Here is a 24584-nt window from a genome sequence, read left to right as displayed (position 1 = left end):
CTTACCGCAGTATCATAAGCCAAAACAGTGACCAGGGAGGTCCGCCATGCCCATGAGCACAAGCTGTCCGCATCAGCCCTATTGCGAGATGCGGGAACAGACCGATATGCGCTTCATCAGTCATCTGACGCGCAATACCTTCGCCATCATCCTGGCCGGGGGCCGGGGCACCCGGCTGAAGCAACTGACCGACTTCCGCTCCAAGCCGGCCGTGCCTTTTGCCGGCAAGTTCCGGATTCTCGATTTCACCCTGTCCAACTGCGTCAATTCCGGCATCCGCAAGATCGGCGTCGCCACGCAGTACAAGGCACACAGCCTGATCCGCCATATCCAGCGCGGCTGGAGCTTCCTTGATGGCCGTTTCGACGAGTTCATCCAGCTCCTGCCGGCCCAGCAACAGATCGACGAAACCCAGTGGTACCAGGGCACAGCCGATGCGGTGTACCAGAACCTGCATTTTCTGCGCCGCTACCAGCCCGAGCACATCCTGATCGTCGCCGGCGACCACATTTACAAGATGGACTACGGCCGCATGCTGGCCCACCACGTCAAGCATCAGGCCGACATGACCGTTGCCTGCATCGACGTGCCGCTGGCCGAAGCCCGCGAATTCGGGGTGATGGGTGTTGACGAAGAGGATCGGGTGATCGATTTCGTCGAAAAGCCGCAGAACCCGCCGCCCATTCCGGGCCAGCCGGATCGGGCGCTGGCCTCGATGGGCGTCTACATCTTCAATACCAAGTTCCTGTTCGAACAACTGGAACGCGACGCAATGACCAAGGGTTCCAGCCGCGACTTCGGCAAGGACATCATTCCCCATATCGTGCCCCGCTACCGCGTGTTCGCCCACCGCTTCGCCGATTCCTGCGTCGGCAGCGACAATCACCAGCCCTACTGGCGGGACGTCGGCACCATCGACGCCTACTGGGAGGCGAACATGGAAATGACCAAGGTGACGCCGGAACTCAATCTTTACGATCACGAGTGGCCGATCTGGACCTACCAGGAGCAGATGCCGCCCGCCAAGTTTGTTTTCGATGACGAAGACCGGCGCGGCACGGCGGTCGATTCGCTGATTTCCGGCGGCTGCATCATTTCGGGCGCCACGGTGAAGCGCTCGCTGCTCTTTTCCAGCGTCAATGTCCATAGCTGGGCCAGCGTCGAGGACTCCGTGGTCTTGCCCGGCGTCGACATCGGCCGCCACGCCGTGCTCAAACGCTGCGTCGTCGACAAGCACTGCAAGATTCCGGAAGGCATGGTCATCGGCGTCGACCCCGAAGAAGACCGCAAGCGTTTCCACGTCAGCCCCAAGGGGATCACGCTGGTCACGGCAGAAATGCTCGGCCAGGGCGCCGCTGAAGGTCACTGATGGCGGATCTGGCTTTTCTCTGGCACATGCACCAGCCGGATTACCGGCACCCGGACAGCGGGGAGTTCCTGCTGCCCTGGGTCTTCCTGCACAGCATCAAGGACTACACCGACATGGCGGCGCATCTGGAGCGCCACCCGAACGTGCGCTGCACGGTCAATTTCGTGCCGGTGCTGCTCGACCAGATCGAGGATTACGCCGAGCAGTTCGAGCAAGGCCAGTGGCGCGACCCGCTGCTGCGCATTGCCGATGCGGCCGACCCGGAGCAACTCGGCCAGGCCGACCGCGACTGGCTGCTCGACATGGCCTTCCGCTGCCATGCGCCGACCATGCTCGAACCCTTCGCCCCCTACCGGCGCCTGCGCGACCTGCTCGATTTCGTTCGCGCCCACGATGGCAACGGCCTGAACTACCTGTCCGGCGCTTATTTTGCTGACCTGGCTACCTGGTACCTGCTGGCCTGGTGTGGCGAAAGCCTGCGCCGCAGCGGCACGGTCATCCCAAAATTGATGGCCAAGGGCAGCGCCTTCACCTTTGAAGACCGGCAAGCCTTGCTGGCCGAACTCGGGCAAGCGATCAGCAACATCATCCCGCGTTACCGCACGTTGGCCGAACGCGGCCAGGTCGAACTCAGCTGCACGCCGGGCACGCACCCGCTGGCGCCGCTGATGATCGATTTCAACAGCGCCCGCGAAGCCCTGCCCGACTGCCCCTTGCCCGCCGCACCGGAATACCCCGGTGGCCGTTCGCGCGTCGAGGCCCACCTGCTCGCTGCCAAGGAAAGCCATAGCCGCCGCTTCAAGCAGGCGCCGGCTGGCCTGTGGCCGGCCGAAGGTGCCTTGTCGATGCCCTTCCTGAAGCAAGTGGCCGAAGCCGGCTTTGGCTGGACGGCCAGCAGCCAGGGGGTACTCCGCCACTCGGTGGGCGACAGCGCGAGAACCTCGGTCGCCTGGCAGGCGCCGGAGGAAATCCCCGGCGACATCACGTTATTTTTCCGTAACGAACATCTGTCAGACTTGATCGGCTTCGAATACGCCAAATGGCACGGCCGCGATGCCGCCCAGCATTTCATGACGGAGTTGAAAGCCTTGCACCTGCAGGATGACCGCAACCTGATCCCGGTCTTTCTCGATGGCGAAAACGCCTGGGAGTACTACCCGTACAACGGCTGGTATTTCTTCTCCGACCTCTACGACGCCCTGAGCAAGAATCCGGGCATTCGCACCGTCACGCTGTCCGAAGCCGCAGCCAGCCAGCATGACCGCCGCGCCCGCCTGCCCCGCCTGACGGCAGGGAGCTGGGTCTTCGGCACGCTATCGACCTGGATCGGCAACCCGGACAAGAACCGCGCCTGGGAAATGCTTTGCGACATCAAGCAATGTGCCGACCGGGCGCTGGACAGCGAGCGGATGAGCGACGAAACCCGGCATGACGTGCTGCGCCGGCTGGCCATCTGCGAGAGTTCGGACTGGTTCTGGTGGCTGGGCGACTACAACTCGCCGCAATCTGTCGCCTGCTTCGACATGTTGTTCCGCGAAAACCTGAAGGCGCTCTACCGCCTGCTCAACCTGCCACTGGCTGCCAGCCTCGATCACCCGATCAGCACGGGCGGCGGAGCCCCGGAAAGCGGCGGCACCATGCGCCGCGCCACCTAAGAAATCATCATGACTCACGCAGTTACCCTGCTTCTCGGCGTGCACGCCCACCAGCCGGTCGGCAATTTCCCGGAAGTGATCGAAGACGCGCACCAGCGCTGCTACAAGCCCTTTCTGGAAACCCTCCACGCCTATCCCGACTTCCGCTTTGCCGCGCATTTTTCCGGCTGGCTGCTCGACTGGCTGCGCGAACGCCACCCGGCCGACATGGAGCTACTGGCGCAGATGGTCAAGCGTGGCCAGGTAGAGCTGTTCAGCTCCGGCGATACCGAACCGGTGCTGGCCGCCATTCCGCATCGCGACCGCGTCGGCCAACTGAAGACCCTGAACGACAAGCTGACCACCTGGACCGATGTCAAACCGACCGGCGCCTGGCTGACTGAACGCGTCTGGGAATCAGCCGTCGTTCCCGCGCTGGCCGAAACCGGTATCCGCTACGTGACGGTCGACGACTACCATTTCTTCTGCACCGGCAAATCGGCCGATGAACTCGATGGCTACTTCAGCACCGAGGAAGACGGCACCCGACTCGACCTCTTCCCGATTTCCGAAGCCCTGCGCTATCGCCTGCCCTTCTCGCCGGCGCACGAAGTGATCGCTTACCTCGAAAGCCTGGCCGATCGAAATCAGTCAGCCGCCATCTACTTCGACGACATCGAAAAATTCGGCATCTGGCCGGAAACCTACGACTGGGTCTACAACCGTGGCTGGCTGAAGGCACTGATCGAAGGCGTGCTGGCCAGCCCGAAAATCCGCACCGGCACCTATGCCGATTTCCACGCCAATAACGCGACGCGCGGCATCGTTTATCTGCCGACCACCTCGTACAGCGAGATGAATGAATGGACGCTGCCGATGCCGGCCGCCGGCATCTATTCGTCCTTCCTCGCCGCCGAAAAGGCGGCCGGCCGAGGCGACCTACACCGGCCTTTCCTGCGCGGCGGCATCTGGCGCAACTTCCTGACCCGCTACCCGGAAGCCAACTGGATGCACAAGCGCATGCAGGGCCTGTCGGCCCGCCTCGGTGAAATCGCCAATCCGCCACAGGCGCTGGTCGACGACCTGTACCGCGCCCAGGCCAACGATGCCTACTGGCACGGCCTGTTCGGCGGGCTCTACCTGCCGCACCTGCGGCGCGCCGTGTGGAACAACATCGTTGCCCTCGAAGCCGAACTCGATGCCCTGCATGTCCGCCCGGCCATGGCCTCGGTCGACCTCGATTTCGATGGCAAGGCGGAAACCATCGCCCATACGACCGCCCTGCAGGTCGTCATCCGCAACGACGGCCTGGCCGCCGCCCACGAGTTGAGCAGCTACCCGCTTATGCACAATTTCGGCGACACGCTGCGCCGCTACCACGAGCACTATCACGACAGGATCGCCCACGGCCCGAGCGAGCATCACGGCGAAGGCATCGCCTCGGCCCACGACATCATCCGCTTCAAGCATCCGATCAGTGTCGAAGACATCGTGCCGGATGCCCTGCCGCGCGCGCTCTGGCTGGACAAGCTGGATGGCGAAGCACTAGTCGATTACCTCCAGACTGAAGGCGCGCTCAGCTTTGCCCGCCCGCACATCAGCAAGACCTACAGCCTGGATGCTTCGACAGTGACCGTCACCTGGCAATTGAACGGCCTGGCCGGCCGCCGCTTTGAAACCGCACTCAACCTGGCCATGCCCAGCTGCGACGGCTTTCTTGGCCACTACACGCTGGCCGATGGGCACATTCCCGGCGGCTTTGGGCAAGACTTGCATCTGCCGGCCGCCACCTCGCTCAGCCTCGACGATGGGGTATTGGCTGGCCGATTGACGCTACAAACCTCCCTGGCCGGCGAAATTCACGGCCAGCCACACCAGACCGTCTCCCAATCGGAAGCCGGCTTTGAGAAAATCATGCAGGCGGTCGAACTCCGGCTTGGCTGGACCATCCCCGACGACTGCCACACCCTGCAACTCCAACTGAACATAGAGCCCAGCCGACCATGACCGGAACCGTTTTCAACCTCGAAGTCAATCCGCAACTTCCGGAACGCCTGGAGCGCCTCGAAGAACTGTCGAACAACCTCTGGTACAGCTGGGACCGCCCGACCCAGGGCCTGTTCGCCAGCCTGTCGCATCCGCTGTGGCGGGCGACCAACCACAATCCCAAGGCCTTCCTCAAGCGCGCCGACCAGAAGCGCCTCGAAGCGATTGCCGAAGACCCGGTCTTCCTCGGCGCTTTGAATCGCGTCGTCTCGTCCTACGACACCTACCACGAGATGCCGAACATGGCGCACGTGCATGGCCAGCCCTTCGCCGACGATGACCTGATCGCCTACTTCTGCGCTGAATTCGGTTTCCACGAAAGCCTGCCGATCTATTCCGGCGGCCTCGGCATCCTGGCCGGCGACCACTGCAAGGCGGCCAGCGACATGGGCCTGCCCTTCATCGGCGTCGGCCTGCTCTACCGCCAGGGCTATTTCCAGCAGACACTGACCGCCGACGGCCATCAGCAGGCCACCTACAACGATTCGGATTTCGACGACCTGCCGGTCACCCCGGTGCTCGATGCCGATGGCCAGGAAGTGCTGGTCGCGGTCGAATTCCCCGGCCGAAGCATCCAGGCCAAGGTCTGGGAAGTGACCGTTGGCCACGTCCGGCTGATCCTGCTCGACACCTGGCTGCCGATCAATAGCGCGCGCGACCGCGAAATCACTCACCGCCTCTACGGCGGCGACAAGACGACGCGCATCGAACAGGAAATCCTGCTCGGTGTTGGCGGCACCCGCGCCCTGGCCGCCCTCGGCCTGAAACCAACGGTCTGGCACGTCAATGAAGGCCACGCTGCCTTCCTGATCCTCGAACGCATCCGCAGCCTGATCAAGGGCGGCCTGCCCTATGCCGCCGCTCTCGAAGCAGTTGCCTCGAACGTCGTATTCACCACCCACACGCCGGTGCCAGCCGGCCACGATCACTTCCCGGAGGAAATGATCCGCAACTATTTCGGCGGCTGGTGCGGCGATCTTGGCCTGAGCTGCGACCATCTGATGGGCCTGGGCGCCGAACCGGGCAAGACCGATTTCAACATGACCGCCCTGGCCCTGCGCGGCTCGCGCCACCACAACGGCGTTTCGCGCATCCACGGTGACGTTTCGGCCGATATCTGCCGCTACCTGTGGCCGCAGATCCTGCCGGAAGAGAATCCGATGGACTACGTGACCAACGGCGTCCACCTGCCCACCTTCCTGGCCCCGGAGTGGTTCGAAACCTTCGAGCACTATCTCGGCATCGGCTGGCAGGAGCGGCAAACCCAGCCGGCCAACTGGAACGGCATTGACGACATCCCCGACGCCACCTACTGGAGCATCCGCCAGCAGCTGAAATCCAAGCTGCTCAAGCTGGTGCGCGAGCGCATCCGCGAGCAACACCATCGCAACCAGGGCTCGCCGTCGCACCTCGACCGCCTGCTCAAATACGCCGACCCGGACAATCCGAACATCCTGACCATCGGCTTCGCCCGCCGCTTCGCCACCTACAAGCGCGCCGCGCTGCTTTTCCAGGACCCGACCTGGCTGCGCGAGATCATCACCCAGGCCGGTCGGCCAGTGCTCTTCCTGTTTGCCGGCAAGGCCCACCCGGCCGACCTGCCGGGCCAGGAAATCATCCGCAAGATCGCCGAAATGGCCAAGCTGCCGGAGTTCGAAGGACGCATCCTGCTCGTCGAAGGCTACGACCTGCACCTGTCGCGTTCGCTGGTTGCCGGCGTCGATGTCTGGCTGAACAACCCGATCTACCCGCTCGAAGCCTCCGGCACCTCCGGCATGAAGGCAGCGATGAACGGCGCGCTCAATCTGTCGGTGCTCGATGGCTGGTGGGGTGAAGGCTACGACGAAGGCGACGACGGCATCGCCAATGGCTGGGCGATCAAGCCGGTGCCCGGCCACCTCAGCGATGTCCAGCGCGATGCCGAAGAAGCGCGCACGCTGTACGAACTGCTGCAGGACCAGGTGATCCCGACCTATTACCGGACCGGCCCGATGGGCTATTCGCCGGAATGGGTCGCGATGTCGAAGCGCTCCATTGCGACCATTTCGCCGCGCTTCAACGTGACCCGCATGGTCAGCGAGTACGTCAAGAAGTTCTATGCCCCGGCCGCCGGCCACGGACGGCAGTATTTTTCTGACAATTTTGCCGTCGCCCGCCATGTCGCCGACTGGAAAACCAAGGTCCGCGCCGCCTGGCCGGGCGTCCGCCTGCATCGCATCGACACGCCGGAGCGGCGCCTGAAATTTGGCGGCACGGTCCGCATCGAGCTGGCGGTCCAGCTCAACGGCCTGCGCCCGGAGGACGTGACGCTCGAAGCCCTGTTCGGCCGCCCGGGCCGCAACGGCGGCATTGGCCGCGTTCGCCACTATCCGCTGACCTGTGACGGCCAGAACGAGTACGGCGAAATGCGTTACCACCTGGAACTGACGCCGGAATTGTGCGGCAAGCTGGAATACCGCATCCGCATCTTCCCGACCCATGCGTCGCTGATCCACCCTCTCGAAACCGGTCTGATGATCTGGCTATGAACCCCATCGACACCCCGGCCTGGCGGGCGCTTGCCGCCCATGCCGAGGCCATGCGCCCACAGCATCTGCGCGACCTATTCGCGGCCGACCCGCAGCGCTTTGCCCATTTTTCGCTCAACCACGACGGCCTGCTGCTCGACTATTCCAAGCAACGGATCACCGCCGAAACGATGGCGCTGCTGCGCGCCTATGCCGAGACGGCCGATGTCGCCGGCTGGCGCCGCCGGATGCTCGATGGCGAAGCGATCAACCACACCGAAGGCCGCGCTGTCCGCCACACGGCCCTGCGCGCCGGCGACCAGGCCCCGGCCGAAGTCCGCGCTGCACAGGCCCGCCAGCAGGCGTTCTGCGAAAGCATCCATAACGGCGTTTGGCGCGGTTTTTCCGGCGAGCGCATCACCGATGTCGTCAATATCGGCATCGGCGGCTCCGACCTCGGCCCGCGCATGGCGGCCCTGGCGCTGTCGGCGCGGCAACAGCCGGATATCGCCGTGCATTTCATCGCCAACGTCGATAGCGCCGACATCGCGCCACTGCTTGCCAGCCTCAATCCGCGCACGACCTTGTTCATCGTCGCCAGCAAGACTTTCACGACCCTGGAAACCCTGACCAACGCCCGCACGGCTCGCGACTGGCTGCTCGCCACGGCCGGCCAGGAAAGCGCCATTGCCCGCCATTTCGTCGCCATCTCAACCAACCTTGAACTGACGCAGCAATTCGGCATCAGCCCGGAAAACGTCTTCGAGTTCTGGGACTGGGTCGGCGGCCGTTTCTCCATCTGGTCAGCCATCGGCCTCTCACTGGCCCTGGCCATCGGCTGGAAAAACTTCGAGCAACTGCTGGCCGGCGCCCGCGCCATGGACCGGCATTTCATCGACACCCCGGCCGACGAGAACCTGCCACTGACGCTGGCCCTGCTCAGCCTGTGGAACACCAATTTCCTCGGCGCCTCGACCGAGGCCATGCTGCCCTACAGCCAGTCGCTGCATCTGTTTCCGGCCTACCTGCAGCAGCTGGAAATGGAGAGCAACGGCAAGCAGGTCGACCGCGACGGCAAGCCGCTGAACATCGCGACCAGCCCGGTGATCTGGGGTGAGTCCGGCACCAACGGCCAGCACTCGTTCTACCAGCTCTTCCATCAGGGCGGCCACATCATCCCGGCCGACTTCGTGGCGCTGCGCGAAGCCGATTTCCCGCTGCCCGGCCATCACACCTCGCTACTGGCCAATTGCCTGGCCCAATCGGCTGCGCTGGCATTCGGGCAGACGGCTGAAGAAGTCCGCGCAGCGGGCATCTCGGAGGCCCTGATTCCGTACAAGGTATTCCCCGGCAACCAGCCGTCGAACACCTTGCTGTTGCCGGCGCTCGCCCCCTACACATTGGGGCAACTGCTCGCCCTGTTCGAGCACAAGGTCTTCTGCCTGGGCGTGCTGTGGAACCTGAACGCTTTCGATCAATGGGGCGTCGAACTCGGCAAACAACTGGCCGGCCAATTGACCCCGCTGATCGAGGGCAATGGCGACCTCTCGGCCTTCGATAGCTCGACGCAAGGCCTGATTGCGGCCCTGAAAGGATAATCATGAGCGCGCTCTCGATTCTCTTTGCCACCTCCGAAATGGCCCCTTGGGTCAAGACCGGTGGCCTTGGCGATGTTGCCGCCGCCCTGCCGGCTGCCTTGCGCAAGGCGGGCCACGACATCCGCGTCCTGCTGCCGGCCTACCCGGCGCTGAAACAGGCTTTCCCGGCAGCAACGATGGCCGCCGAGCTGCCCGCCTTCGCGCCCGGCCTGCCGGCTTGCCGACTGCTGACCGCCAAGGCCGGCCAGCTGGAATTGCTGTTGCTCGACTGCCCCGAACTCTACGATCGTCCGGGCAACCCCTATCTCGATGCCAGTGGCCAAGACTGGCCCGACAACGCGCTGCGCTTCGGCCTGCTGTCGCGGGTTGCCGCCCGCCTCGGCCAGCCGGATTCGCCGCTCGGCTGGCAGCCTGACATTGTCCACGCTAATGACTGGCAGACCGCCCTTGCCCCGGCTTATCTGCATTACCAGGGCGGTGCGGCCAGCGTCGTGACCGTGCACAATATCGCCTTCCAGGGCTGCTTCGGCCGCGACATGCTGGCCTCTCTCGGTTTGCCGGAACACGCCTGGCGTTTCGATGGCGTCGAATATCACGACCAGCTTTCTTTCCTGAAAGCCGGCCTGCAACTGGCTTCGCAGATTTCCACGGTCAGCCCGACCTATGCCCGCGAAATCCAGGATGAGCATTTCGGCTATGGCCTGGCACCGCTGCTGCGCCACCGCAGCGCGGCGCTGCGCGGCATTTTGAACGGCGTCGATACCGAGCTCTGGAACCCGGCCACCGACCCGGCGCTGCCTTTCGCCTACGCCGCCAATCGACTGGCGGCCAAACGGGCCAACAAGACGGCGCTGCAAACCGAAATGGGCCTGGAAGTAACCGCCGACCGGCCGCTGTTTGGCGTAATCAGCCGCCTGACCGGCCAGAAGGGCCTCGACCTGCTGCTCACCGTCGCCGAAGGCCTGCCCAAGTTACCGGCCCAGCTGGTCGTGCTGGGTAGTGGTGACAAGGCGATGGAAGCCGGCTTCATCGATCTGGCCAAGCGCTTCCCGGGACAGATCGTCGTCAAGATCGGCTTTGACGAAGGGCTGGCCCATCGCATCGAAGCCGGCGCCGACTGCTTCGTGATGCCTTCCCGCTTCGAGCCTTGCGGCCTGAACCAGATGTACAGCCTGCGCTATGGCACGCCGCCGATTGTCCGTGCCACTGGCGGCCTGGCCGATACGGTGGTCGACGTCTGCGAAGACAGCCTGGCCGACAAGACGGCCAATGGTTTCGTGCTGGATGGCGATACGCCGCACGCCCTGTGGCTGACCATCGAGCATGTGTGCCGCACCTGGCAGGACAGGAAACTGTGGCTGCGTATCCAGCAGAACGGCATGCGCCGGGACTTTTCCTGGACGCACGCGGCCAACGAGTATGTTGCGCTCTATCGCGACGCCATCGCTACCCGAGGTTAAACCCAAGCATGTCCGAAATCATCATCATCGCCGCCATCGCCAAAAACCGGGTCATCGGCAAGGACAACACCTTGATCTGGAACATTCCGGAGGACATGGCGCACTTCAAGACGCTGACCGCCGGCCAGACGGTGGTCATGGGCCGCAAGACCTGGGAATCGTTGCCGCCGCGTTTCCGCCCGCTCCCCGGCCGCCGCAACATCGTGATCAGCCGCCAGGCCGATTACGCCGCCCCCGGCGCCGAAGTGACCGACGCTCTCGACCAGGCCCTGAAGCTGGCGTCGACCGCCGAAAGCATTTTCATCATTGGTGGTGAGCAGATTTATACGCAGGCCATGGCCGTCGCCGACCGACTGGAAATCACCGAAGTCGACCTCGAACCCGAGGGCGATGCCAGGTTCCCGGAAATCGGCGCAGCCGACTGGCACGTCGCGCAAAAAAACACCCCGTCCAGCCAAAGCGGAACGGGGTTTTCTTTTGTGACCTATCGCCGCAAATAGCGGCAGGAATCAGCGCACGCAATCCACGTAGTAGGTGCCATCGGCGCCCTTGACCAGACCGTGCACATCGGTCTCGAAGCCGGGGAAGCGGGCGTTGAACTCGCGCGCGAACTTCAGATAGCTGCAAATCGTCTGGTTGAAGCGCTCGCCCGGAATCAGCAGCGGGATGCCCGGCGGGTACGGCGTCAGCAATACGGCCGTGACGCGCCCCAGCAATTCATCCACCGGCACCCGCTCGATGTCGCGGTGCGCCATCTTGGCGAAGGCATCGGCCGGACGCATCGCCGGCACCATGTCCGACAGGTACATTTCGGTGGTCAGGCGGGCCACGTCGTTCTGCTTGTAGACGCTGTGAATCTGCGTGCATAGGTCACGTAGGCCGACGCGCTCGTAACGCGGATTCTTCTGCACGAACTCGGGCAGCACCTTCCACAGCGGCTGGTTCTTGTCGTAATCGTCCTTGAACTGCTGCAGCGCGGTCACCAGCGTGTTCCAGCGGCCCTTGGTGATGCCGATGGTGAACATGATGAAGAAGCTGTAGAGGCCGCACTTCTCGACGATGACGCCATGTTCGGCCAGGTACTTGGTGACGATGGCGGCGGGAATACCGAATTCGTCGGCAAAGTCGCCATCGACATCGAGGCCCGGGGTGATGATGGTCGCCTTGATCGGGTCGAGCATGTTGAAACCGTCGGCCAGATTGCTGAAACCGTGCCAGCGCTCGCCCGGCTTGAGCATCCAGGCATCGCGCTCCTCGATACCTTCTTCGGACAGGTCGTCCGGCCCCCAGACCTTGAACCACCAGTCAGCGCCCCACTCTTCGTCCACCTTGCGCATGGCGCGGCGGAAATCAAGGGCTTCGGTGATCGACTCTTCGACCAGCGCGGTACCGGCCGGCTCTTCCATCATCGCCGCCGCCACATCGCACGAGGCGATGATTGAGTACTGCGGCGAGGTCGAGGTGTGCATCAGGTAGGCCTCGTTGAAGATGTCGCGGTCGAGCTTGTAGTTGTCGGCATCCTGCACCAGGATCTGCGACGCCTGCGACAGGCCAGCCAGCAGCTTGTGCGTCGATTGCGTCGAGAAAATCATCGACTCCTTGCAGCGCGGGCGATCGGCGCCGATGGCGTGGTAATCGCCGTAGAAATCGTGGAAGGCGGCGTGCGGCAACCAGGCTTCGTCGAAATGCAGGGTATCGATCTTGCCGTCCAGCTCTTCCTTGATGTCCTCGACGTTGTAGAGGATGCCGTCGTAGGTCGACTGGGTGATGGTCAGGACGCGCGGTTTGGCCGTCTTGTCGGTAATGAACGGATTGGCCGCGATCTTCTTCTGGATGTTCTCCCAGAGGAATTCCGACTTCGGGATCGGGCCGATGATGCCGAAGTTGTTGCGCGTCGGCATCAGGAAGACCGGAATCGCGCCGGTCATCATGATGGCGTGCAGGATGGACTTGTGGCAGTTGCGGTCGACGACGACGATGTCGTTCGGCGCGACGGTCGAATGCCAGACGATCTTGTTCGAGGTCGAGGTGCCGTTGGTGACGAAATACAGGTGGTCAGCATTGAAGATGCGAGCCGCGTTGCGCTCGGAAGCGGCGACCGGGCCAGTGTGGTCGAGCAGTTGGCCGAGTTCCTCGACGGCATTGCAGACGTCGGCACGCAGCATGTTTTCGCCGAAGAACTGGTGGAACATCTGGCCGACCGGCGACTTCAGGAAGGCGACGCCGCCCGAGTGGCCGGGGCAGTGCCAGGAATACGAGCCATCGGCCGCGTAATGCGTCAGCGCCCGGAAGAACGGCGGCGGCAGCGAATCGAGATAAGCCTGCGCCTCGCGCTTGACGTTGCGAGCGATGAACTCCGGCGTGTCCTCGAACATGTGGATGAAGCCATGCAGCTCGCGCAGCACGTCGTTCGGGATGTGGCGCGAGGTGCGGGTTTCGCCATGCAGGAAGATCGGTATCTCGGCGTTGCGGTTGCGGATTTCCTTGACGAAGGCGCGCAGCTCGGCCAGCGTCTCTTCGGGCTCCAGCGCCAGTTCCTCGTCGTCAATCGACAGGATGAAAGCCGAGGCGCGGCTCTGCTGCTGGGCGAACGAGGTCAGGTCGCCGTAGCTGGTCACGCCGACCACTTCCATGCCCTCCTTCTCGATCGCCTCGGCCAGGGCGCGGATACCGAAACCCGAGGTATTTTCCGAGCGGAAGTCCTCGTCGATGATGATGATGGGGAAGTGGAAGCGCATGATGAATCCTTAAAAAGCGGCGACCCGCCGCAGCGGGTCACAGAATAAGACGTTTTTGTTACAGTGCAGCGTCAGATTTTGGGTAGGGTCACGCCAACTTGCCCCTGGTACTTGCCGCCACGATCCTTGTACGAGGTTTCGCAAATCTCGTCGGATTCGAAGAACAGCACCTGGGCACAACCTTCACCGGCGTAGATCTTGGCGGGCAGCGGCGTCGTATTGGAAAACTCCAGCGTGACGTAGCCTTCCCATTCCGGCTCGAACGGCGTCACATTGACGATGATGCCGCAGCGGGCATAGGTCGACTTGCCGAGGCAGACGGTCAGCACCGAGCGCGGAATACGGAAATATTCCATGGTCCGGGCCAGGGCAAAAGAGTTCGGCGGGATGATGCAGACATCGGATTCGATCTCGACGAAGGACTTCGGGTCGAAGTTCTTCGGATCGACGACGGTCGAGTTGATGTTGGTGAAGACCTTGAACTCACGGGCGCAACGAATATCGTAGCCGTAACTGGAGGTGCCGTAGGAGACGATCTTTTCGCCATTCGCTTCACGCACCAGCTCGGGTTCGAACGGCTCGATCATGCCGTGCTCTGCCGCCATGCGGCGTATCCATTTGTCTGATTTGATGGCCATTTTCTCGGTTCCGTACGACAAAAAACAAAGGCGGGATTTTACCCGCCTTTGTCTGTGGTTTTGGCAAAAACTTAGGTGTTCTGGACCACGATATTGGGGAACTTCGAGGTCATATCCTTGGCTTTCTCGGCAATCTTGACTGCCACGCGGCGGGCGATGCCGCGGTAGATCTCGGCCGTGCGCGAATCCGGGTCGCCAACCACGGTCGGCTTGCCGCCATCGGCCATCTGGCGAATGGCCATTTCCAGCGGCAGGCTGCCCAGGAACTCGACGTCGTAGTCCTGGCACATTCGCTCGCCGCCGCCTTCGCCGAAGATATGCTCTTCGTGACCACACTTCGAGCAAATGTGGATGCTCATGTTCTCGACAATGCCGAGGATGGGGATATTCACCTTCTCGAACATCTTCAGGCCCTTGCGCGCGTCGATCAGCGCGATGTCCTGCGGCGTGGTGATGATCACAGCACCGGTCACCGGCACCTTCTGGGCCAGTGACAACTGGATGTCACCGGTACCTGGCGGCATGTCGACGATCAAATAATCGATATCGTGCCAGTTGGTCTGGCCCAGCATCTGGTCGAGCGCCTGCGCCACCATCGGCCCGCGCCAGACCATCGGCGTTTCGACATCGACCATGAAACCGATGGACATCGCCTGCAGGCCATAGGCCTCAAGCGGCTCCATGCTCTGGCCGTCCTTCGATTCCGGCTGCTGACCAGCCAGGCCGAGCATTTGCGGCTGCGACGGGCCGTAGATGTCGGCATCGAGGATACCGACGCTGGCGCCTTCCTGGACCAGGGCCAGGGCCAGATTGACCGCGGTCGTGCTCTTGCCGACGCCACCCTTGCCGGAAGCCACCGCGATGATGTTCTTGACGCCCGGCATCAGCTTGACGCCCATCTGCACCGAGTGAGCGACAATCTTGGTGAAAACGTTGGCGGAAATATTGCCGATACCCGGCACCGCACGCACAGCCGCGATCACCTGCTTGCGGATGAGATCAATCTGGGTCTTGGCCGGGTAGCCGAGTTCGATATCGAAGGCGACGTCGTTACCGTCGATCTTGATGTTCTTCACCGCCTTGCCGGCGACGAAATCCTTACCAGTATTGGGATCGACCGCAGCAGAAAGCGCAGCCTTGATTTGCTGTTCTGAAAGACTCATGAAATCTCCGGTTTTGGGTGACCGCCGGGAATACCCGACCAATTTTGTCTAGTATAACCCAAACCCGGAGATAGAGAATCAGGCCGGCTGAACTGTATCCAGCCGGTAACCCTGGCCATAAACGGAGGAAAGCATCAGGCCGCTTTCCCCAGCCAGCCCCAGTTTCTTGCGCAAACGGCTGGCATGCGTATCGACGGTACGGGTATCCACCCCCGCCTCCCGCGACCAGACACTGGTCAGCAACTCTTCCCGCGACAGCACACGACCCACATTACGCAACAGGATGACGGCGAGTTCAAATTCGCGCTGGGTCAGCTCGACATCCAGGCCGCACAATCGAATTCGCCGCCCCTCGAGGTCGATTTCGATATTGCCGAACTGCAGGGTGGCAGGGCGAGGCTTCCGGCGGCGCAGCAAAGACTGGACGCGCGCCAGGAACTCCATGTAGCGGATGGGCTTCGGGACATAATCATCGGCACCCAGACGAAGAATATCGGCCGCCGCCTCTTCGTCGGTACGACCGGTGCAGAACAGGACCGGCACATCCCAGCCACAATGTTCCCGAATTTGCTTGAGAACTTCGTCACCGCCAATATCCGGCAGATTCCAGTCAATGACGAAAAAGTCGAAGCTGCGCGTCTTCAGCGCCTCGATGCAGGGCTTGCCTTCGGCGAAAATCTCGACCTGATGGCCTTCACTCTTCAAAAGTGCCTTCAGAACTTCAGCCTGGCTTCTGCTGTCTTCAACGACCGCAAAGTTCATACAACCTCCCATTTTTGTTGAATTTTGCGCCCATCAAGCCGGCAGAGCAACAATGCCACCGGCAAATTTACCAAGTGATCACACTTGTTTACTTTCCGTCACAAACCCCGGCCGCGCCAATGAATATCGGTTTGCAAGTCATCACCATGATTCCTCGCGGTAAAATCGTGCTTTACCTTTCAAGCACCGGCCTCTCATGTCGCGCAAAATCCTCGTCACTTCCGCCCTGCCCTACGCCAATGGCGCCATCCACCTCGGCCACCTGGTCGAATATATCCAGACCGATATCTGGGTACGTTTCCAGAAGATGTCCGGCAACGAGTGCTGGTACGTCTGCGCCGACGACACCCACGGCACGCCGATCATGCTGCGCGCCGAGAAGGAAGGGATCACGCCGGAGCAACTGATCGCCCGCGTCCATGGCGAGCATTCCCGTGACTTCGCCGGTTTCCATGTCGGTTTCGACAATTACTACAGCACGCACTCCGACGAAACCCGCGACTGCGCCAACGACATCTATCTGAAGCTGCGCGCCGCCGGCCTGATCGAAACGCGAACCATCGAGCAGTATTACGACCCGGTCAAGCAACTGTTTCTGCCTGACCGCTTCATCAAGGGCGAATGCCCGAAGTGTGGCGCCAAGGACCAGTATGGCGACAACTGCGAGTCCTGCGGTGCAGCCTATGCGCCGACCGACCTGAAAGATCCGTACTCGGCGATCTCCGGCGCCAAGCCGGAATTGCGCACTTCCGAACATTACTTTTTCAAGCTCTCCGACCCGCGCTGCGAGGCCTTTCTGCGCCAATACACCAGCCGCGACAACGGCGTGCTGCAGAACGAAGCCGCTAACAAGATGCAGGAATGGCTGGGCGCGCCCGGCGAGAACAAACTGACCGACTGGGACATTTCGCGCGACGCCCCCTATTTCGGCTTCGAAATTCCCGATGCACCGGGCAAGTATTTCTACGTCTGGCTCGACGCGCCGATCGGCTACATGGGCTCGTTCAAGAATCTGTGCAGCAAGAACGGCCTCGATTTCGACGAGTACTTCAAGCCCGACTCCAAGACCGAGCTCTACCATTTCATCGGCAAGGACATCCTTTACTTCCACGCCCTGTTCTGGCCGGCCGAACTGGCCCATGCCGGTTTCCGCACGCCGACCAAGATCTTCGCGCACGGTTTCCTGACCGTCGATGGCGCCAAGATGTCCAAATCGCGCGGCACCTTCATCACCGCCGAGAGCTTCCTGAAGACCGGGCTGAATCCGGAGTGGCTGCGCTATTACTATGCGGCCAAGCTGTCGGCCACGATGGAAGACATCGACCTCAGCCTCGATGACTTCGTCGCCCGCGTCAATTCGGACCTGGTCGGCAAGTACGTGAACATTGCCAGCCGCTCCGCCGGCTTCATCACCAAGCGCTTCAATGGCCAACTGGCGCCGGCTGCTGCCGATCTGCCGGCCATCAAGGGCATTCAGGAAGCAGCCAGCCGCATCGCCGAGCTGTATGAAGCCCGCGAGTTTGGCAAGGCCATGCGCGAGATCATGGCGTTGACCGATGCCGCCAACCAGTACGTCGATAGCGTCAAGCCGTGGGAACTGGCCAAGCAGGAAGGCAAGGAAGTCGAACTGCACGCCGCCTGCACCAACGCGCTGAATCTGTTCCGCCTGCTCACCGTGCTGCTGAAGCCGATCCTGCCCATCGTCGCCAACAAGGTCGAGAAATTCCTCAACATCGCCCCGCTGCAGTGGACCGATACGCAGAGCCTTCTGGCCGGCGGCCACGCCATCAATGTCTATGAGCACCTGATGACCCGCGTCGATCCCAAGCTGATCGAAAAACTGGTCGAAGCCAACAAGGAATCGCTGGCTCCGACGCAGGAAGTCCAGTCCCAGCAACGCCATGCCGAACACCAGCAAAACGAAGTGAAGACGGAAAGCCCCTGGGAGCCATTCTGCAATATCGACGATTTCATGAAGGTCGACCTGCGCATAGTCCGCATCGCCAACGCCGAACACGTCGAAGGTGCCGACAAGCTGGTCCGCCTGACGCTGGATGTCGGGAACGACGAAACACGCAATGTCTTCGCCGGCATCAAGGCGGCCTACGATCCGGCGCAGTTGATCGGCCGATTGACCGTCATGGTCGCCAACCTGGCGCCGCGAAAAATGAAATTTGGATTATCGGAAGGCATGGTCCTCGCCGCTTCCGACCCGGAAGGCAAAACGCCCGGGATTTTCCTGCTGTCGCCGGATTCCGGCGCTCAGCCCGGCATGCGAGTCAAGTAAATCGATGCCAATGGAAACGGCCTGCCGGGCAGGCCGTTTCTTGTTGCAGCGCAACAAAAACAGCCGCAAACCTCAAGTATCACTTTAACTTAACATCCCAATCTAGCTACAGGGTTTAGGCTTTTGAAACTATCCACAAAAACTGTGGATAAGTCTGTGCATGAATCGGGAAGCAATGCGCTAAGTAGCCGTCCCACAAGGTTTTTTGTTGCCCTGCCCGAAACTTGAGCTTAATCACAAGCCGTTGATTTAAAAGTAAATAATAAATACGACGGGCAATTTAACAAATTCGTCATCAAGCAATCGCCCCACTGCTAAAAACGCACCGCCACTGTGCATAAGTCAAACCTTGACATTCGACTTGTCAAGTCTTTTAGAAGACTTTTTGATAACGGCCACCAATAGAGACCAACCGCATGCTCAAACCATCAATCCGCCCGCCTCGCCCGCAACTGACCGGCCCGATTTTCGCCTATGCCCTGGCCGATGTTTTTGGGCTGTCTTGCGTCGGCATTGGCGCCAGCTGGTTTGCCGCCGGCAAAGGGGCCATCATTGCCGGTTTTCCGAGCTCAATGGTGGAAGCCGTCGTCTGCACCGCAGGTGGCGCTGCGGTCATGCTCTGGTCGGTCGCTCGCATTCTGCGCGAAATCGCCAAGCAGGCCCCGCAAATGCAGGACCGTTACGATGCATATATTGCCGCCCACCATCCGGACAAGGTTCGCCCCGACAAGGAAGCCGATTAATCGCCGGCCGTGCTGCCAGGCTTCAGCCACTCAGGCAGATCGCGGTTGCCGGCGTTGTCGATGACGTACTGACGAACCAGCCGACGCACCACCTGCGAAGGCGTCAGGTCTTTGGCGGCACAGATTTCCTCGAAGATCTTTTTCTTTTGCGGATCGATCAGGATCGTCAAGCGGGCAGTTCTGTTCTCCATGATTTTCTCTAATTGGATTTATGTCTAATCATATTAACATGTGATTAACATTGACGATTAATAGGGTACTCATATAATGCGGTGCTTACCCTGTGAGCGTTCCCCATGAAAATCGCCTTTCGTCCGAAGCTGCTGGATTGCCTGCCGACCTACAATCGCGGGCAACTGGGCAAGGACATCGCCGCGGGGATTACGGTCGGGGTTCTCGCCCTGCCACTGGCCATGGCCTTCTCCATCGCCTCGGGTTGCTCGCCGACCGCCGGCATCTGGACTGCCATCATCGCCGGCCTGATTACCTCGGCACTGGGCGGCTCACGGGTCCAGATCGGCGGCCCGACCGGTGCCTTCATCCCCATCGTCTATGGCATCGTCGCCATCCATGGCTTCAACAACCTGCTCGGGGCCACCATGCTGGCCGGGGTCTTCCTGCTTGCCATGGGGCTTGCCCGCATGGGGCAGCTGATCCGTTTCATCCCGGTCACCGTCGTCATCGGCTTCACCAACGGCATTGCCGTGGTCATCTTCCTCGCCCAGATCAAGGACTTTTTCGGCCTGAAGATCGAGAGCCTGCCGGCCGAATTCTTTCACCGCATCAAGACCCTGGCTGCCTACGCCGACACCGTTGACCTGCCAACGCTGGGCCTGGCCTCGGCCTGTTTCATCTTCCTGCTCTCGTACAACTGGCTGGCCCAGCGGCTCGCCATACTGCGCCGGGCACCGGGACCGCTTGTCGTGCTGATCGTCGGCACTCTGGTTTCCTACATCTTCAACCTGCCAGTGGAAACAATCGGCACCCGCTTTGGCGGCATTCCGCAGGAATTACCCGTTTTTGGGCTACCTAATCTGTCAATTCACGATTTCGGCAAGCTGATCTCGCCGGCCATTACCATCGCCCTGCTCGGTGCCATCGAGTCACTGCTCTCGGCCCGTGTTGCCGACAGCCAGATCGACGACCGTCACGACCCTAACCAAGAACTGGTTGCCCAAGGGCTGGCCAATATTGCGGCGCCATTGTTCGGCGGCTTTGCCGCCACCGGCGCCATCGCGCGGACCTCGACCAACGTCAAGTCCGGCGGCCGGACACCCATTGCCGGCATCACCCACGCAGTGGTTCTCATCGGTATCGTGCTGATTGCCGCGCCGCTCGCCTCCTACGTGCCGCTCGCCACCCTGTCGGCCATCGTCATGGTCGTCGCCATCAACATGGGCGAATGGCACGAATTCAAGGAACTGAAGCGCTATTCCTACAACTACCGGATCATCCTGCTCGCCACCTTCTTCGTCACGGTCCTCTTTGACCTGACGATTGCGGTCGAACTGGGCATGGTGCTGGCCAGCCTGTTCTTCATCTATCGCATGTCCGAACTGACCCGCGTCGAGCGCCGCCCGCTGCGCGAAGAAGCCAGCGAGCCGCAATTCCTCTATCCGGACGGCACAATGCGGGTTGCGGCGTGGCAGTTGTTCGGCTCGCTGTTCTTTGGTGCGGTCAACAAGCTGGAAGCCCTGCTCGACCCGGCCGCCGGCCATCCGGAAGTCGTCATTCTCGACATGACGCAACTGATCCAGCTCGACACTACCGGCCTCGAAGGCCTGGAAAACCTGCTCGACAAACTGAAGAAACGCGGCTGCACGCTGCTCGTTTGCGGCCTCAATTCACAACCCGGCTCGCTCCTCTATCGCTCCGGCTTTGTCGATCACCTGGGCGACGATAATGTCTGTCCGGACCTCTCCAGCGCCCTCCAGCGCGCCTACATCCTGCTGCCCAATCTGATGGGCGGCAGCGAAGAAGACTACTAAAAAGGAATCCCCATGAGCGGCTTGCCCAACTGCCCGAAGTGCAAATCGGAATACACCTACGAAGATGGCGACAATTACGTCTGCCCGGAATGCGCCCACGAATGGCCGAAGAATGCAGCCGTTACCGCCGAAGAAAAGCGCGTCTGGCGCGATGCCAACGGCAATGAACTGCAGGATGGCGACTCGGTCACCGTGATCAAGGACCTGAAGATCAAAGGCTCCTCATCGGTCGTCAAGGTTGGCACCAAGGTCAAGAACATCCGCCTGATCGATGGCGATCACGATATCGACTGCAAGATCGACGGCATCGGTGCGATGCAGCTGAAGTCGGAATTCGTCAAGAAAGCCTGATCCAGCCATTTGTCGCCGCTCCGGCTTACTGGCGACGTCGACCCGTTGCGTTTCTAGTGCGGATCGGATCGTAGGTGTAAATGATGGTATTGCCGTTGAAACCGGTGTGGGTCTCCGCGGTGTGCCATCGTTTACTGATGATCTGTTGCTGACCCTCTTCTTGATTTCCCAAACTTTGGTAGCAGGTCAGGTTGCCGGTGGCATCAAGCGTGACGCTAGCCAAACGGTTTTCCATAGTTCTCGAAACAGTCTGACTCTTCATCTTGGTGCAACCTGCAGGTCTATGGTGCCGACAAGGTCTGGCGGCAACTGAACCGCGAAGGCGTCGTGGTGGCCCGTTGTACGGTCGAGCGGCTCATGCGCTGTCAGGGGCTGCGTGGCGTTATGCGTGGCAAGGTGATGCGCACCACGATCAGCGACAGCAAGATGCCGTGCCCGCTGGATCGGGTCAATCGGCAGTTCAAGGCTGAGCGTCCCAATCAGTTGTGGGTCTCGGACTTCACCTATGTCTCGACCTGGCAAGGCTGGCTGTACGTTGCCTTCGTTATCGACGTTTTTGCCCGACGCATCGTGGGCTGGCGCGTCAGCAGTTCCATGCACACGGACTTCGTGCTCGATGCGCTGGAACAGGCGCTGTATGCCCGCCAGCCGAGTCCCGAGGAAGCCTTGATCCACCACTCGGACAGGGGCTCGCAGTACGTCTCGATCCGTTACAGCGAGCGACTGGCCGAGGCCGGGATTGAGCCTTCAGTCGGCAGCAAGGGTGACAGTTACGACAACGCCTTGGCAGAGACGATTAATGGCTTGTACAAGGCCGAGATGATCCATCGGCGGGCGCCCTGGAAAACCAAGGAATCCGTCGAGCTGGCAACCCTGGAATGGGTGTCGTGGTTTAACCACCACAGGTTGCTTGAACCGATTGGCTATATCCCGCCCGCAGAAGCTGAGGCAAACTACTACAGGCAACTCGCCAATCAGGCCGCCATCGTGGCCTGACTTAAACCAACCAGCCTCCACGGAACCCGGGGCGATTCACAGGCGAAATCAATTCGAGCCTGTCCCTCTATCCATTTATTCGTGGACAGCCCGGTTTTTCCACTGCTGTCGTTCCGTGTGATCCTGTTATCGTTGCTTGGACTTCAAGGCAGCATTCGCCTCGTCAAGGATATTTTCTCTGCTTCGCATGCCGCTAGCGCCACCCATGTAAGTGTTGTAGCCGGCAGGTAACGCGGAGCAGTCACGAATCGCATTTTCATAGTCGCATTGTTTCAGATACGCCTCAGCCCTAAAAAGCAAAGATCCTTTCGTGTAATACTCAAATCCAGCTTCGTCACCAAGCTCTATCGCTTTTGTAAAGGAGGCGGTAGCTTCAATTGTCAAGCCCTGCCCAAGCTGCAATAAGCCAAGCCCATAGAAGTCTGCGGATTCTATTGGGCTATCAGAAACAACTCGTTGGAGGTCGCAAATCGCTCCATCAAAGTCGCGCATGTGCTCACGAACAGCTGCCCTCTCCCGATATCCCGCGATTTCGGTAGATTTATCCTGAATGAGCCATTCGCAGATTTCTAAAGCCTTTGGGTAATCCGACTTGCAGGCGTAGTCGTAGGCTTTCTTCAAAATTCGATCAAGCTCTTCATCGGACTCGGGACGATTCATGTTTTCAATTGTCATCGCACAAGATTCCCACCGCACCGCTCACTAACCAAACCACGAGCACACTCTTCAACATCTGTATATCCTCCAGTAACACCTACCACACTACGTTTTTTCCTTCGACCGGCCTGCTGTTGTAATTGTTCGTAGATGAGCGCTCGGCATGTTTGCCTTGCCTCTCTCCATTCACGATCACAATCCATTTCCTCAGATGAGCATATATCCTTAACCGTTTTAGCTATCTGATTTACCGACCGAACGAACGCATTATTCGCCGAGGTTCCCGGTATAAATACATCGAACGGTTTTGGTGCCCTTGGAAAGCCTGTTGATCCGCTCGACGATCCTAGCGGGTCGGGAGAAAGGCCATTGGGGTCCGTAAACCTTAGCGGATTCTGATTCGCGTACCCAAACAAATTTAGGCCGCCCGCCAACCCAATCGGATCGGGCGAGATGTAGCGCCCGCCGAGCCAAGGCGCGTAATACCGATTCACGTTGTAAAAGAGCCCTGATTCCTTGTCGTGGTACATGCCGGGGTAACGGATATTCACCGTCAGTTTCTTCCCGTCCCCATCTGGGTCTTCGTTCGGCTGTGTCCGCCCATACCCATCCGGCTCCCAGCGCCAGACGATCTTGCCGTCCAGCGTTCTGACCTGGTAGGGCGTACCCAGATGATCGACCTGCACGGTATAGACCGTGCGTTGCGGTTGATGGACGATGATCCCGGTCAGGATGTCGCCGTTCCAGACGTAGGTCATCAAGGCTTCGCCCGAGCTGCCCATTTCGGCCAGCAGGTGATCCCATTTGTCGTAAATGTAGAAAGTGGTACCGGCCCCTTGCGGCGCGGCGACAGTGGTCACCTTGCGCGTGCGTCGGTGGCGGTCATCGTAGTAGTAGGTAGCGATCAGCGTGTTGTCGGCCTTGCGTAGTTCAGTCAGATCACCGAAGTCGTCCCAGACATATTTGTACGTGCCGTCAGCGGTCAGGTTGCCGGCCGCGTCCAACGTGACGCTGACCCCGTTGATGGTCGCCACCCGGTCGGTGTTGGGGGTAAAGGTCGCCGTGGTGCCGGCCCCGTCACTCGTCCGATTGCCGTTGGGGTCGTAGGCGTGGTCACGGTTGCCGGGTGGGCCGGCCTCGGTGTCGAGGCGGTCGAGTTTGTCGTAGGTGTAGGCCGTCGTGCCGCCGGCCGTGGTTTTGCTGATCACGTTGCCGTTGGCGTCGTAGTCGAGATCGAGGTCGGCGGCTTGGGCGGGCGGCACGGCCAGGAAGAGCGTCAGGATGCAGGCGACGAACAGGGAAAGCGTTGCCCCAGCCTGCCGGCGCCGGGTCAGGCCGAACAGGGTGGCACCGAGCACGGCCAAGGCCCAGCCGGGCAATGGCACATCGCCGTTGGATGAAGGTTCGGCCTGGACGGTGGCGGTTTCGCTGTCCACCCGCCCGGCGCTGTCGTAGTTCATGGTCAGCCAGGTGAGGCCAAGTTGCTGGGCTGTGATCTGGCCGGTGGCGCTGTAGGCGATGGCGCTGGCGATGGTGGTGGTCGTGCTTCCCGCTGTGGCGCTCAAGGCTTGGGTCTTGCCGCCAGCGTCGAGCGTCGGGACAAGGGTTTCGCCGGTCGGGGCGATGACGTCGGTGGGGCGGTCGGCG

Annotated in this window: 19 protein-coding genes and 1 pseudogene; 12 read left to right on the top strand and 8 right to left on the bottom strand. The window is 61.0% G+C overall.

The genetic code is table 11. From position 1 onward, the window contains the following. Window positions 1–52 precede the first annotated feature (52 nt). Genes glgC through KI617_RS03180 form a run of 7 tightly spaced genes read left to right on the top strand, consistent with a single transcriptional unit; the run spans window position 53 to window position 11114 of the window. On the top strand, window positions 53–1369 hold the full coding sequence (gene glgC, locus KI617_RS03210; protein WP_226450559.1) for a glucose-1-phosphate adenylyltransferase: 1317 nt from the start codon (window positions 53–55) through the stop codon (window positions 1367–1369). Beyond that, entirely contained in the window at window positions 1369–3024 is a 1656-nt protein-coding gene (locus KI617_RS03205) for a glycoside hydrolase family 57 protein (RefSeq protein WP_226450549.1), read from the top strand. The genes glgC and KI617_RS03205 overlap by 1 nt, the downstream gene beginning before the upstream one ends. Window positions 3025–3033: 9 nt before the next feature. Next, entirely contained in the window at window positions 3034–5010 is a 1977-nt protein-coding gene (locus KI617_RS03200; protein WP_226450547.1) for an alpha-amylase/4-alpha-glucanotransferase domain-containing protein, read from the top strand. Further along, on the top strand, window positions 5007–7577 hold the full coding sequence (glgP, locus tag KI617_RS03195; protein WP_226450545.1) for an alpha-glucan family phosphorylase: 2571 nt from the start codon (window positions 5007–5009) through the stop codon (window positions 7575–7577). The genes KI617_RS03200 and glgP overlap by 4 nt, the downstream gene beginning before the upstream one ends. Continuing rightward, a complete protein-coding gene (gene pgi / locus KI617_RS03190) occupies window positions 7574–9154 on the top strand; it encodes a glucose-6-phosphate isomerase (RefSeq protein ID WP_226450544.1) in 1581 nt (526 codons plus the stop codon). The genes glgP and pgi overlap by 4 nt, the downstream gene beginning before the upstream one ends. A 2-nt stretch (window positions 9155–9156) precedes the next feature. Then, on the top strand, window positions 9157–10614 hold the full coding sequence (gene glgA, locus KI617_RS03185; RefSeq protein ID WP_226450542.1) for a glycogen synthase GlgA: 1458 nt from the start codon (window positions 9157–9159) through the stop codon (window positions 10612–10614). An 8-nt stretch (window positions 10615–10622) separates the two neighbouring features. Further along, the gene (locus tag KI617_RS03180; protein ID WP_226450540.1) at window positions 10623–11114 is read left to right on the top strand and encodes a dihydrofolate reductase; all 492 of its coding nucleotides are present in this window, start codon (window positions 10623–10625) and stop codon (window positions 11112–11114) included. Between the two features lie 9 nt (window positions 11115–11123). Here KI617_RS03180 and KI617_RS03175 read toward each other — a convergent pair whose 3' ends face one another. The 4 genes from KI617_RS03175 to KI617_RS03160 all read right to left on the bottom strand — a co-directional run bounded on the left by KI617_RS03175 (window position 11124) and on the right by KI617_RS03160 (window position 15915). Continuing rightward, window positions 11124–13352, bottom strand: a complete 2229-nt coding sequence (locus tag KI617_RS03175) for an arginine/lysine/ornithine decarboxylase (RefSeq protein ID WP_226450539.1) — start codon at window positions 13350–13352, stop codon at window positions 11124–11126. A gap of 71 nt (window positions 13353–13423) precedes the next feature. Then, window positions 13424–13990, bottom strand: a complete 567-nt coding sequence (dcd, locus tag KI617_RS03170) for a dCTP deaminase (protein WP_226450537.1) — start codon at window positions 13988–13990, stop codon at window positions 13424–13426. Between the two features lie 71 nt (window positions 13991–14061). After that, the gene (gene apbC, locus KI617_RS03165; protein ID WP_226450535.1) at window positions 14062–15153 is read right to left on the bottom strand and encodes an iron-sulfur cluster carrier protein ApbC; all 1092 of its coding nucleotides are present in this window, start codon (window positions 15151–15153) and stop codon (window positions 14062–14064) included. A gap of 78 nt (window positions 15154–15231) precedes the next feature. Continuing rightward, complete coding sequence (locus KI617_RS03160) at window positions 15232–15915, bottom strand: response regulator transcription factor (RefSeq protein WP_226450533.1); 684 nt, start codon at window positions 15913–15915, stop codon at window positions 15232–15234. A gap of 196 nt (window positions 15916–16111) precedes the next feature. Between KI617_RS03160 and metG the strand changes: the two genes are divergently transcribed. Both metG and KI617_RS03150 read left to right on the top strand, forming a co-directional pair. Further along, entirely contained in the window at window positions 16112–18202 is a 2091-nt protein-coding gene (gene metG / locus KI617_RS03155; protein WP_226450531.1) for a methionine--tRNA ligase, read from the top strand. A gap of 416 nt (window positions 18203–18618) precedes the next feature. Beyond that, complete coding sequence (locus KI617_RS03150; RefSeq protein WP_226450529.1) at window positions 18619–18945, top strand: hypothetical protein; 327 nt, start codon at window positions 18619–18621, stop codon at window positions 18943–18945. Here the strand turns inward: KI617_RS03150 and KI617_RS03145 are convergent. Continuing rightward, on the bottom strand, window positions 18942–19136 hold the full coding sequence (locus KI617_RS03145; protein WP_226450527.1) for a CopG family transcriptional regulator: 195 nt from the start codon (window positions 19134–19136) through the stop codon (window positions 18942–18944). The genes KI617_RS03150 and KI617_RS03145 overlap by 4 nt on opposite strands. 105 nt (window positions 19137–19241) lie before the next feature. On the opposite strand from KI617_RS03145, the gene KI617_RS03140 reads away from it, so the two are divergent. After that, on the top strand, window positions 19242–20933 hold the full coding sequence (locus KI617_RS03140; protein ID WP_226450525.1) for a SulP family inorganic anion transporter: 1692 nt from the start codon (window positions 19242–19244) through the stop codon (window positions 20931–20933). A 12-nt stretch (window positions 20934–20945) separates the two neighbouring features. After that, entirely contained in the window at window positions 20946–21284 is a 339-nt protein-coding gene (locus KI617_RS03135; protein WP_226450523.1) for a zinc ribbon domain-containing protein YjdM, read from the top strand. Window positions 21285–21309: 25 nt separating this feature from the next. On the opposite strand, the gene KI617_RS03130 is transcribed toward KI617_RS03135, so the two are convergent. Continuing rightward, a complete protein-coding gene (locus KI617_RS03130) occupies window positions 21310–21519 on the bottom strand; it encodes a hypothetical protein (protein WP_226450521.1) in 210 nt (69 codons plus the stop codon). Window positions 21520–21554: 35 nt separating this feature from the next. On the opposite strand from KI617_RS03130, the pseudogene KI617_RS03125 reads away from it, so the two are divergent. After that, window positions 21555–22280 (top strand): annotated as a pseudogene (locus tag KI617_RS03125) (IS3 family transposase); the annotation flags it as partial. 126 nt (window positions 22281–22406) lie between these two features. Here KI617_RS03125 and KI617_RS03120 read toward each other — a convergent pair. Continuing rightward, window positions 22407–22955, bottom strand: coding sequence for a tetratricopeptide repeat protein (locus tag KI617_RS03120; protein ID WP_226450519.1), 549 nt, complete (start codon window positions 22953–22955; stop codon window positions 22407–22409). Then, complete coding sequence (locus KI617_RS03115) at window positions 22952–24502, bottom strand: RHS repeat-associated core domain-containing protein (protein WP_226450517.1); 1551 nt, start codon at window positions 24500–24502, stop codon at window positions 22952–22954. Before KI617_RS03115 ends, KI617_RS03120 begins: the two co-directional genes overlap by 4 nt. Between the last annotated feature and the right edge of the window lie 82 nt (window positions 24503–24584).

Origin of the sequence: Ferribacterium limneticum (assembly GCF_020510625.1) — a bacterium.
Classification (GTDB): Bacteria; Pseudomonadota; Gammaproteobacteria; order Burkholderiales; family Rhodocyclaceae; genus Azonexus; species Azonexus limneticus_A.
The sequence above is the reverse complement of the archived record's forward strand: the minus strand, read 5'-3'. Positions and strand labels throughout refer to the sequence as shown.

Excerpts from the sequence above, each read along its gene's own strand:
- KI617_RS03120 (WP_226450519.1), bottom strand. The coding sequence starts at position 22,955 with ATGACAATTGAAAACATGAATCGTCCCGAGTCCGATGAAGAGCTTGAT.
- KI617_RS03150 (WP_226450529.1), top strand. The coding sequence starts at position 18,619 with ATGCTCAAACCATCAATCCGCCCGCCTCGCCCGCAACTGACCGGCCCG.
- KI617_RS03180 (WP_226450540.1), top strand. The coding sequence starts at position 10,623 with ATGTCCGAAATCATCATCATCGCCGCCATCGCCAAAAACCGGGTCATC.
- dcd (WP_226450537.1), bottom strand. The coding sequence starts at position 13,990 with ATGGCCATCAAATCAGACAAATGGATACGCCGCATGGCGGCAGAGCAC.
- KI617_RS03140 (WP_226450525.1), top strand. The coding sequence starts at position 19,242 with ATGAAAATCGCCTTTCGTCCGAAGCTGCTGGATTGCCTGCCGACCTAC.
- glgP (WP_226450545.1), top strand. The coding sequence starts at position 5,007 with ATGACCGGAACCGTTTTCAACCTCGAAGTCAATCCGCAACTTCCGGAA.
- KI617_RS03160 (WP_226450533.1), bottom strand. The coding sequence starts at position 15,915 with ATGAACTTTGCGGTCGTTGAAGACAGCAGAAGCCAGGCTGAAGTTCTG.
- metG (WP_226450531.1), top strand. The coding sequence starts at position 16,112 with ATGTCGCGCAAAATCCTCGTCACTTCCGCCCTGCCCTACGCCAATGGC.
- pgi (WP_226450544.1), top strand. The coding sequence starts at position 7,574 with ATGAACCCCATCGACACCCCGGCCTGGCGGGCGCTTGCCGCCCATGCC.
- glgA (WP_226450542.1), top strand. The coding sequence starts at position 9,157 with ATGAGCGCGCTCTCGATTCTCTTTGCCACCTCCGAAATGGCCCCTTGG.
- KI617_RS03135 (WP_226450523.1), top strand. The coding sequence starts at position 20,946 with ATGAGCGGCTTGCCCAACTGCCCGAAGTGCAAATCGGAATACACCTAC.
- KI617_RS03175 (WP_226450539.1), bottom strand. The coding sequence starts at position 13,352 with ATGCGCTTCCACTTCCCCATCATCATCATCGACGAGGACTTCCGCTCG.
- KI617_RS03130 (WP_226450521.1), bottom strand. The coding sequence starts at position 21,519 with ATGGAAAACCGTTTGGCTAGCGTCACGCTTGATGCCACCGGCAACCTG.
- apbC (WP_226450535.1), bottom strand. The coding sequence starts at position 15,153 with ATGAGTCTTTCAGAACAGCAAATCAAGGCTGCGCTTTCTGCTGCGGTC.
- KI617_RS03205 (WP_226450549.1), top strand. The coding sequence starts at position 1,369 with ATGGCGGATCTGGCTTTTCTCTGGCACATGCACCAGCCGGATTACCGG.
- glgC (WP_226450559.1), top strand. The coding sequence starts at position 53 with ATGAGCACAAGCTGTCCGCATCAGCCCTATTGCGAGATGCGGGAACAG.
- KI617_RS03145 (WP_226450527.1), bottom strand. The coding sequence starts at position 19,136 with ATGGAGAACAGAACTGCCCGCTTGACGATCCTGATCGATCCGCAAAAG.
- KI617_RS03200 (WP_226450547.1), top strand. The coding sequence starts at position 3,034 with ATGACTCACGCAGTTACCCTGCTTCTCGGCGTGCACGCCCACCAGCCG.